12 protein-coding genes are annotated in these 9,406 nt (G+C 71.2%); 5 read left to right on the top strand and 7 right to left on the bottom strand.

From position 1 onward, the window contains the following. Positions 1-269: 269 nt before the first annotated feature. The 3 genes from A2790_RS12490 to A2790_RS12480 form a co-directional block, all read right to left on the bottom strand. A complete protein-coding gene (locus tag A2790_RS12490; RefSeq protein ID WP_293392005.1) occupies positions 270-500 on the bottom strand; it encodes a DUF559 domain-containing protein in 231 nt (76 codons plus the stop codon). 15 nt (positions 501-515) lie between these two features. Next, complete coding sequence (locus A2790_RS12485; RefSeq protein ID WP_293392002.1) at positions 516-638, bottom strand: hypothetical protein; 123 nt, start codon at positions 636-638, stop codon at positions 516-518. 119 nt (positions 639-757) lie between these two features. Next, entirely contained in the window at positions 758-1,393 is a 636-nt protein-coding gene (locus A2790_RS12480; protein WP_293391999.1) for a DUF5701 family protein, read from the bottom strand. 98 nt (positions 1,394-1,491) lie between these two features. Between A2790_RS12480 and rpiB the strand changes: the two genes are divergently transcribed. From rpiB to A2790_RS12465, 3 genes are all read left to right on the top strand, one after another. Next, positions 1,492-1,935 (top strand): ribose 5-phosphate isomerase B, encoded by a 444-nt coding sequence (rpiB, locus tag A2790_RS12475; protein ID WP_293391997.1) that lies wholly within the window; start codon positions 1,492-1,494, stop codon positions 1,933-1,935. Positions 1,936-2,180: 245 nt separating this feature from the next. Beyond that, complete coding sequence (locus A2790_RS12470) at positions 2,181-2,963, top strand: hypothetical protein (RefSeq protein ID WP_293391995.1); 783 nt, start codon at positions 2,181-2,183, stop codon at positions 2,961-2,963. 134 nt (positions 2,964-3,097) lie between these two features. Continuing rightward, positions 3,098-3,775, top strand: coding sequence for a PEPxxWA-CTERM sorting domain-containing protein (locus A2790_RS12465; protein WP_293391993.1), 678 nt, complete (start codon positions 3,098-3,100; stop codon positions 3,773-3,775). A 23-nt stretch (positions 3,776-3,798) separates the two neighbouring features. Here A2790_RS12465 and A2790_RS12460 read toward each other — a convergent pair whose 3' ends face one another. Next, the gene (locus tag A2790_RS12460) at positions 3,799-5,604 is read right to left on the bottom strand and encodes a DUF885 family protein (RefSeq protein WP_293391991.1); all 1,806 of its coding nucleotides are present in this window, start codon (positions 5,602-5,604) and stop codon (positions 3,799-3,801) included. 105 nt (positions 5,605-5,709) lie between these two features. Between A2790_RS12460 and A2790_RS12455 the strand changes: the two genes are divergently transcribed. Then, positions 5,710-6,429 (top strand): hypothetical protein, encoded by a 720-nt coding sequence (locus A2790_RS12455; protein WP_293391989.1) that lies wholly within the window; start codon positions 5,710-5,712, stop codon positions 6,427-6,429. 9 nt (positions 6,430-6,438) lie between these two features. On the opposite strand, the gene A2790_RS12450 is transcribed toward A2790_RS12455, so the two are convergent. Genes A2790_RS12450 through A2790_RS12440 form a run of 3 tightly spaced genes read right to left on the bottom strand, consistent with a single transcriptional unit; the run spans position 6,439 to position 8,123 of the window. Beyond that, positions 6,439-7,002 carry a demethoxyubiquinone hydroxylase family protein gene (locus A2790_RS12450; RefSeq protein WP_293391987.1) on the bottom strand — a complete coding sequence of 188 codons (564 nt, stop codon included), beginning with the start codon at positions 7,000-7,002 and terminating at the stop codon, positions 6,439-6,441. Continuing rightward, positions 6,999-7,514 (bottom strand): disulfide bond formation protein B, encoded by a 516-nt coding sequence (locus A2790_RS12445; protein ID WP_293391984.1) that lies wholly within the window; start codon positions 7,512-7,514, stop codon positions 6,999-7,001. The genes A2790_RS12450 and A2790_RS12445 overlap by 4 nt, the downstream gene beginning before the upstream one ends. Positions 7,515-7,544: 30 nt before the next feature. After that, positions 7,545-8,123, bottom strand: a complete 579-nt coding sequence (locus A2790_RS12440) for a YqaA family protein (protein WP_293391982.1) — start codon at positions 8,121-8,123, stop codon at positions 7,545-7,547. A 117-nt stretch (positions 8,124-8,240) separates the two neighbouring features. Here A2790_RS12440 and hppD point away from each other — a divergent pair, with 117 nt between their 5' ends. Continuing rightward, complete coding sequence (gene hppD, locus A2790_RS12435) at positions 8,241-9,353, top strand: 4-hydroxyphenylpyruvate dioxygenase (RefSeq protein ID WP_293391980.1); 1,113 nt, start codon at positions 8,241-8,243, stop codon at positions 9,351-9,353. Positions 9,354-9,406: the final 53 nt, after the last annotated feature.

Raw genomic sequence — 9,406 nt, 5'->3', positions numbered from 1 at the left:
CCGCCTGGCGCGGCTACGCCAGGCGGGCGTCCCGGAAGACGTCGCCACTGTAGCAGCCAGCCAACAAACAAGGGGGCGAGCCGGAAACTCGGCGGATCGGTCGGCGGTTGATGGCGCAGTGCGTGGGGCTCGCCCCCTCCACCACGCGCTCTACGGCCGGCTACGCCAGCCTCGGCCCGTGGTCCCCCTCCCCCGCGTTGCGGGGGAGGTAAAAAGGTTGGGCGGTTTGTCTTCACCTCCCCTGCGAAGCGGGGGAGGTAAAAGTCCCCTCAGGGCTGGCGGGCGCGCTGCAGCGCTTCGATGTTGCGCAGGAGCTCGTCCATGACGCCGTCGAGGTCGTGGTAGATGCGTGAGGCCGGGATGCGGAGGGTGTGCACGCCTTGGCCGGCGAGCCAGCGGTCTCGGGCGGTGTCCTTGAGCTGTGCCGCTTCGTCCCAGTGCGTGGCGCCGTCGACCTCGATGGCGAGGCGCAGGGCGGGGCAATAGAAGTCTAGGATGATCGATCCGAAGGGGTGCTACCGGCGGAAGACGGGGCGGTCTTCGCCGCGTCCGCGCAGGCGGGTCCAGAGGATGACCTCGGGGTCGGTCATGACCTTGCGCATGGCGCGGGCGCGGGTGGCAATGACGGTTCGTCGCAAGGCTGTTCTGGCGGCTTGCCCCCTCCACCCCGCGCTCTTCGGCGCGCGGTCCCCCTCCCCCGCTTCGCAGGGGAGGTAAAGAACGTATAGGGAACATTTGGGGGTGGAGCAAGGCGCGGTTACGCTCCCACGCGGGCGGCGGCGGAGGCGGAGCCGAGCCAGGTGTGGATGTTGCGGTCCCAGCACCAGCCGAGGCGGGGGGTGCCCTTGCTGAACCAGATGGAGGGGACGCGCTGGTCGCCGGGCTTCCGGGAGCCGGGCGTCTGGATGGCGTTGTAGCGGGCCTTGTCGGTGAGGAGCTGCGGGACCTGGACCGCCAGGGCGACGCCTTCGTCGAGGGTGAGGGGCGTGCGGCCGCGGGCGTGGATGGCGGCCAGGGCGTTCTCGGGGCTGACGTTCAGGAACTGGCGGCCGGTGTCCACGTCGATGAGGAGGTAGGCCTCGCCCGGCGGGAGCTGGACGTCGGCGATGGGGGCGAAGTCGTCGGGCTGGAGGGGGTACATGTCGACGAGGCCGGCGGCGGACCGGGCCTCGACCTGGGCCATGGCGTCGGCGGGGCGGATGCGGCCGGGGGCGAAGGCGATGCAGAGGGGGATGTTTCCGGCGGTTTCCGCGGGCGGCGCCAGGGCCAGCGCCTGGAGCCGGGCGCGCAGCGGCGCCAGCCGGGCGAGGAGGCCGTCGCGGTCGGTCCCCAGGAGCCCGGGATAGCCGTGGGCGAGGAGCACGTCGGTCTGGCGGTCGAACTCATCGAGCATGGGTGGGCGGCTCCTGCGGGCGGTCGGGAGGGGAATCTGGGGGCGCGGGGGCTGCGTTTCACGTTGCCATGTTGTTCCGGTCGGGCTTATGAGGCGGCATGCGGATCGCAATCGCCTCGGACCATGCGGCCTTTGGGATGAAGGGGGAGCTTGCGGCCTGGCTGCGGGCGCAGGGGCACGAGGTGGACGACCTGGGGCCGCAGGATGGCGGGACGTCGGTGGACTATCCCGACTATGGCTATCGGCTGGCCGCGCACGTGGCGGCGGGGCGGGCCGATTTCGGCGTGGCGGCGTGCGGCAGCGGGATCGGGATCTCGATCGCGGTCAACCGCAACCCGGCGGTGCGCTGCGCCCTGGTGTCGGAGCCGCTGTCGGCGCAGCTGGCCCGCGAGCACAACGACGCCAACGTCATCGCCCTGGGCGCGCGCCTGATCGGGGTGGAGATGGCCAAGGCCTGTGTGGCGGCGTTCCTGGCGACGCCGTTCGGGGGCGAGCGGCATGTGCGGCGGGTGGAGAAGCTGTCGGCGCCGCCGGCGGGGTGAGCTGCGGCCGACGTTTCGGGCGGGTCCTGGCTGAACGTCGAGCGGCGGGGGAGAGGCCTTCGTCGCCCCTCTCCCTGTCCTCTCCCCTCTCGCTTCGCGTGGGGGAGAGGAGGCGTTCGCTTTTTGTTCTTGCATTTGCGCGCGAATTGGGGTAGGGTTCAGTCAGCGTTGATTGCTGCGGCCTCGGGCCCGGCGGGGCGCTGACATTCCGACATCTTTCTTTCCGACATCGCGAGAGACGAACCATGACCGAGGACCTGCGTCCTGAGGGCGCCTTCGCGCGCCTGGTGGGACGGGTGAAGCCGGGCCGCAAGCCTGGCGTGAAGTACACGCTGAAGCTGGCCGTGCGGATCTGCGAGCGGGTGGCGGCGGGGGAGCTCTTGTACGACGTCTGCCGCGGGCGGCGGATGCCGACGCCGCAGACGGTGGGGCGGTGGGCGCGGGACAAGGCCGACTTTGGCGCGGCGCTGCTGGAGGCGCGGCGGGCCAGCGGGAGGGGGCCTGGGGCGGATGGGCGGTATGGCGGCGGGGTGTTCAGCTATTCCGACGAGGTGGCGGACGAGATCTTCGAGCGGATGTGCGAGGGGCAGAGCCTGACCGCCATCTCGCGGGATCCGACCATGCCGAGCCTCTCGACCATCTTTCACTGGCGGCGGTCGTTCGGAGCGTTCGAGGAGACGGTGCAGCGGGGCATGCGCATCCGGGCCGAGCGGATCTGCGACGACAGCTGGGAGGAGGCGTGCGGGGCGACGGCGGAGACGGCGTTCCTGACCCAGGTGAAGCTGGGGCACATGCGCTGGATGGCCGGGGTGATGGCGCCGCGGGTGTTCCGGCCGAAGCTGGTGGAGCCGGAGGCGCCGCGGAAGGTGCAGACCATTCTGTTCCGCCACTTCGGGGTCGAGGTGGACAAGGAGACCGGCCAGAAGAAGGTGGTGGCCTGGTGTCCCAACCCCCTGACCGGCCAGGTGGAGCGGGAGGATGCGCCCGGATGGCGGCCGCCGCCGGGGATGGCCGGGCTGCCGGCGTAGGGGGCGTGAGGCGGCCTGCGGGGCCCGGTCCATGCTGTTCGTCGCGCAGGTCCTTCGGCTGACCGCATCGCAGGCCACCTGGGACGGTGGGGGCGCTAACCGGGCCGCCCAATCGAAAACCACCAGGACCGGACATGAAATCCACATCGTTTGCCACCGGCGCCCTCGCAGCCTGCCTCCTGGGCGTGGCGAGTGCGTTCGCCGTCGCCGTGACGCCCGCCGCGGCGGTCGTGATCACCAGCCTGCCCGACGGGGTGAAGCAGGAGTTCAGCCTGCATCCGCGCAGCGTGCGCGATCCGATCGAGTTCGGCGACGGGGTGACCTATCAGGCCACGACGCTGACAGGGGCGCAGACCACCAGCTATTTCGGCTACACCAACAGCTTCACTTTCCCCGACGGGACGAACTGGGGCGGGGGCGAGCCGTTCGCCGCGGTGGGCCTGCAGTCGGCCATCATGAGCTTCACCTTCGACGACCCGGTCTCGGCGCTGCTGGCGAACTTCATCTGGTCGCGGACGCAGGACACGATGTTCAAGCTCCGCGCCTACAACGCGAACGGCGCGCTGCTGGAGAGCCTGACCTTCGCCACCAACGACCCGGCCTATCCCAAGGGCTATTACGGCTTCCAGCGGGAGACCAACGACATCGCCCGGTTCGAGGTCGAGGGCTATTACTTCGGCGTGCGGGACCTCTCGACCTTCGTCGACCCGACGGCGGCGGTTCCCGAGCCGGCCACCTGGGCGATGATGATCATGGGCTTCGGCGCCGCCGGCGCAGCGATGCGGCGCCGGCGGGCGATGCTGACGGCCTGAAGGCCCGGCGCCTGGTCCGGAGGCTAGCGCCCGGACCAGGCGGCCAGGTGGCGGGCGAGGACGTCGAGGGGCAGGTTGCCCTGCAGCAGGGCCGCGTCGTGGAAGGCGCGGAGGTCGAAGGCCGGGCCCAGCCGGGCCTTGGCCTCGGCGCGGGCCTGGCTGAAGGTGCGCCAGCCCAGCATGTAGCTGCTGGCCTGCCCCGGCTGGACGCAGTAGCGCTGGACCTCGCGGACGGCCTCGCTCTGGCTGTTGCCCAGGGTGGCGGTCATGTAGGCGATGGCCTGGTCGCGGGTCCACCGCTGGGCGTGGATGCCGGAGTCCAGGACGAGGCGGGCGGCCCGGAAGCTCATCGAGGCCACGTAGCCCAGGCGGGCGAGCGGGTTGTCGTCGAAGGCGCCCATCTCGTCGGCGAGCTGTTCGGCGTAAAGCGCCCAGCCCTCGGAGAAGCCCGAGAAGATCGGCATGCGGCGCAGCATCGGCAGGCCCTGGGCCTCGTTGCCGAGCGCATTCTGGAGGTGGTGGCCGGGGATGCCCTCGTGGAAGACCAGGGTGGGCAGGTCGAACCTCGGCCACTCGGCGATCGTGCGCAGGTTGATGGAGAACAGGCCGGGGCGCGCGCCGTCGAGGCTGGGCGGCTGGTAGGTCGCGCCCGAGGCGCCGGCCTCGATGGCCAGCGGCATGCGCTGGATGGCGAGCCCGGCCTTGGGCAGGGTGCGGAAGGCGGCGGGCAGGCGGGCCTGCATGGCGTCCACCATGCGCTGCAGGTCGGCGAGCAGGGCCTCGCGGCCGGCGGGGGTGTCCGGATAGAGCTGCTGCGGGTCGCGGCGCAGGGCGGCGATGCGCTCGGCGACCGTGCCCTGGGTGAGGCCGCGGGCGCGCAGGATGGTCTCGGCCTGGGCGGCGAGCTCGGCGACGCGGGCCTGGCCGAAGCGGTGGATCTCCTCGCCCGGCAGGTCGGTGGTGGTGGCCGCGCGGACCGCGAACCGGTAGTAGGCCCCGCCCTGCGGCAGCCGCCAGACGCCGGCGTCGGACGGGGCCGAGGCGAGCGCCGACTGCAGCAGGTCGGACTGGCGGGCGAGGGCCGGATAGACCTCGGCCTCGACGATGCGCGTGGCGCGCGCCTGCCAGTCGCCGGCAAGGCCCTTCGCCCTGGCCCGGGCGGCGAGCGACGCGACGAGGCCGTTCTCGCCTGGGACGGGGCGGGTGAGCTCGGCGAACTGGACCAGGGTGGTGCGCAGCACGAAGTCTGGCGGGACGGCGCCCTGGGCGAAGTCGGCGCGGGCGCGGGCGGTTTCCTGGTCGAGGAGCACGGCGAAGGCCGAGAGGCGCGAGAGGTAGGCCTCGGCGTCGGCGGCCGTCTCCACCGGATGCTGGTCGGCCAGGAAGGCCGGGATGCTGCGGTAGGCGCCCGAGAGCTGGGAGACGATGTAGGGCACGGCCACGCCCGGGTTCGGGTCGCCGTAGGGGAAGTCGAAGCTCTGGAGCGTGGTCGCCGCGAGATAGGCGCCGGTCTGGTGGTTGATCCAGTCGGACGGCGAGAGGCTGGCGGGATCGTAGCGGGCGAGGCCCGTCTTCAGGTCCTGGAACAGGCGGCGCTGGACGGCGAGGCCTGCCGGAGAGCGGTCGTCGAGCCGGCCGCGCGCGGCGGCATTGGCGCCCACGTCGAGGCCGGTGATCGTCATCAGCTGCGGCGAGGTGCGCAGCGCCCCTTGCATCACCTCGTCCAAGAGGGCGGTGACCCCGCCGTCCTGAGCCCAGGCGGTCCGGGACGAGGCGCCGGCGGCGAGGCCGGCGGCTGTGAAGGCGAGCAGGGAACGGCGGTCGAGCATGTGGGGGAATCGCAACTGTCGGTGAGGGCGCCATCAAAGCGAGGGCGGCCGGCTGGGGCCAGCCGCAATCTGGTCATCCTTGGCGGCTTGGGTCAGGGAATGCGGATGCAGGTTCGGACGATTCTGGTGGCCCTGGCCGCCCTGTGGGCGGCGATGGCCGGCGGCGTGGCGCAGGCGCAGTACGCGCCAGAGGCAGTGCGGGTGATGGAGCGGGCGCGGGCCGCCACGGGCGGCGCGGCCTGGGCCCGGGTGGCCGGGGTGCACGAGGTGGGGACCGAGGAAGGCTTCCGCCACGAGCGCTGGGCCGACCCCTTGCGCTTCGGCCTGCGGACCGACGTGGCCGGGCCGGCGGGGCGGGTGGTGCGCGGCTACAACGGCGCCGGCGCCTGGAGCCTGCACCCGGCGGGGGCGAACGTTTCGGGCGAGCCGGCGCCGGACCTGCGCGCGGCGCGGACCGACGCCTATGTGGCGGGCTATGGCTATTACTTCCGCAGCCGGTTCGACGCGCGGGCGTCTTACGTTGGCCAGCGCCGGGCGGACGGGCGCGCCTTCGAGGTGGTCAAGGTGCATCCCAACGGCGGGGCGGCGCGGGAACTGTGGTTCGACCGCAAGACGGGCCTCCTGGGCCGGATCGTCGAGGCGGAGGGGGCGAAGCCTCTGACCGTGGAGGTGAGCGACTATCGCAAGGTCGGTGCCCTGTCCGTGCCGTTCCGGTTCGTGACCATGGGCGGCGGACTGGCGAAGCCGCGGACCCGGGTGCTGGAGACGGTGCAGTTCGCGCCGGTGGACCGGGCGCTGTTCAGCCTGCCGGCGCGGCCGCGCTGAGAGAATACGTCAGATCTTCTCGCTGAGGCGGATGGCGGCGCGGCAGCCGGCGCCGATGACGGCCGAGAGCAGGGAATAGCCGGGAGCTTCCCGGGCGCCTTGGTCGACGGCGGAGTCGCGGTGGGCCAGCTCCTCGTCGCGGAATTTCGCGAGCTCGGCGGCGAGGTCGGGGTCGCGGTCGGCCAGTTCGGCGATCTGTTCGGCGTAGTGGCCTTCGATCACGGTCTCCACCGCCTCGGTGCAGGCGTGCGCGGCCTTCTCGCCCATCAGGGCGGTGCCGGCGCCGAGGGCGAAGCCGGCCAGGCGCCAGACCGGGGTGAACAGGGTCGGACGGACGCGGCGCTCGGTCAGCAGGCGGTCGAAGCGGGCGAGGTGCTCGGCCTCCTGGGACTCCATCTCGGCGAAGTGGCCGGCGAGGGCCCCCTTGCCGGGGGCGGCGCCCATGACGGCCCGCTGGCCGCGGTAGATCTGGACGGCGGCGAGTTCGCCGGCATGGTCGACCCGCAGCATCTCGGCGAGGCGGGCGGCCCCCGCGCCGCGGCCGGGGCGAGAGGGGATGGGCTTGCCGGTCATCGCTTGGCCCGCTCGCGCACGGCGGCCAGAGCGCTGAGGCCGGCGAGGATGAGGGAGATCACCGCGTTCCAGCCCGCCATGGAGAGGCCGGCGAACACCCAGGGGGCCTCGTCGCAGGCCGGCGGCTTGACCTTGGCGCCCTCGAGGAAGGCGGAGAGATCGGCGCCGTTGACGGCCGCGCCGCCCGAGGCGCAGGCCTGAGGCCCCGGCCAGAACTTCCACTCCGCGCCGGCGTGATAGACGGCGACGCCGCAGCCCAGGAGGAACAGCAGGCCCAGCACCCAGCAGGTGGCCTCCCGCCAGCGCGGACCGCCGGGCAGGCGCACCGCCACCATGAAGGCGAGGCCCAGGCCCAGGATGGTCCAGTAGACCTCCCGCTGGCGCAGGCACAGGGTGCAGGGGGCGTAGCCGCCGAAGGTCTCGAAGGCGTGGGCCGTGGCCAGCATGCCGGCGGCGACCAGCACGGCCACCAGGCGCCAGCGGTCGAGGAAGGGTCGAAGCGCGTTCGTCATCGGTCCGCCCTTATGGACCAAAGTTGCGGCTCAGAAAAAGAACTTGAGCGCGACGATGCCGCCGACCAGCAGGATCAGCAGGAGCACCGAGTAGAGGTTCAGCCGCCGCTCGAACTCCTTCAGCATGGCGGGGCCGAAGTATTTCAGGATCGCGGCCACGGCGAAGAAGCGGAAGCCGCGGGTAAGGATCGACGCCCAGACGAAGGTGAAGAGGTCGAAGCGGGCGAGGCCGGCGGTGATGGTCACGAGCTTGTAGGGGATGGGCGTGGCGCCCTTGATGAGGATCACCATCAGGCCCCACTGGTCGAACCACTTCTGGAACTCGGCCTGGCCCTCGGGGTGGCCGAACAGGCGCAGGATCATCTGGCCCAGGGGCTCCAGCCACACACCGATGGCGTAGCCCAGGAGGCCGCCCGCCACCGAGGCGAGGGTGCAGATGCCGGCGTAGACGAACGCCTTGTCCCGGCGCGCCAGAACCATGGGGGCCAGCATCACGTCGGGCGGGATCGGGAAGAACGAGCTCTCGGCGAAGGAGATGGCGGCCAGGGACGCCGGCGCGTGACGCGAGCCCGCGAGCCGCATCACCCATTCGTACATCTTTCGGAACATTCGCGATCCCGGCGGCAAGTTGGACGTTCCCGCTAGCAGGCGTCGCGCGGCTTGTCTTCGCGCTTCCGCAAACTGGTTTCAGATGATACCAGTTGCCGCCGAGACAGGAGGCTCCAGATGAACATCCAGACGTCCCCCAAGCCCGGCCAGGCCGAGGCCCGCGACCTCTTCGACAACCCGCTGGGCACCGACGGCTTCGAGTTCGTGGAGTTCACCTCTCCGGAGCCGGAACGGCTGAAGGACCTGTTCGAGAAGATGGGCTTCACGGCGGTCTCGAAGCACCGCTCGAAGAATGTGCTGCGGTTCCGGCAGGGCGACATCAACTTCATCCTGAACATGGAGCCCCAAGGCCAGGCGGCCGACTTCCGCCAGGCGCACGGGCCGTCGGCCAACGCCATGGCCTTCCGCGTGCGGGACGCGGCCAAGGCCTTCAAGCTGGCGGTGGAGCGGGGCGCGAAGCCCGTGCAGGGGCCGGTGGGGCCGATGGAGCTGAACATCCCGGCCATCGAGGGGATCGGCGGCTCGAATCTCTACCTGGTGGACCGCTATGGCGCGCAAGAGATCTACGACGTCGACTTCCTGCCCATCGAGGGCGCGGCCGAGGCGATGGCGCAGAACGCGGTGGGCCTGACCTACCTCGACCACCTGACCCACAACGTGCACCGCGGCCAGATGGCCAAGTGGGCCGACTTCTACGAGCGCATCTTCAACTTCCGGGAGATCCGCTACTTCGACATCGAGGGCAAGCAGACGGCGCTGGTGTCGAAGGCCATGACCAGCCCCTGCGGCAAGATCCGCATCCCGCTGAACGAGAGCCAGGACGAACACTCGCAGATCGAGGAGTTCCTGAAAGACTACAAGGGCGAGGGCATCCAGCACGTGGCCCTGGGGACCGACGACATCTTCCACTCGGTGGAGGCGATGCGGGACCGGGGCGTGCGCTTCCAGGACACCATCGACACCTATTTCGAAGGCATCGACGCGCGCATCCCGGGCCATGGCGAGGACGTGCAGCGGCTCCAGGCCAACAAGATCCTGATCGACGGGGCGCCCACCGAGGGCCAGGGCCTGCTGCTGCAGATCTTCACCGAGAACATGATCGGGCCGATCTTCTTCGAGCTGATCCAGCGCAAGGGCAACGAGGGCTTCGGCGAGGGCAACTTCAAGGCCCTGTTCGAGTCGATCGAGCTGGACCAGATCAAGCGCGGCGTGTTGCCCGCGAAGGATTGAAGCGATGGGCGCGACAGTTCCTCCCCTCAAGGGGGAGGTGGCGCGGAGCGCCG

Source organism: Phenylobacterium sp. RIFCSPHIGHO2_01_FULL_69_31, from assembly GCF_001824475.1.
In the GTDB taxonomy this organism is placed as follows: Bacteria; Pseudomonadota; Alphaproteobacteria; order Caulobacterales; family Caulobacteraceae; genus Phenylobacterium.
The sequence above is the reverse complement of the archived record's forward strand: the minus strand, read 5'-3'. Positions and strand labels throughout refer to the sequence as shown.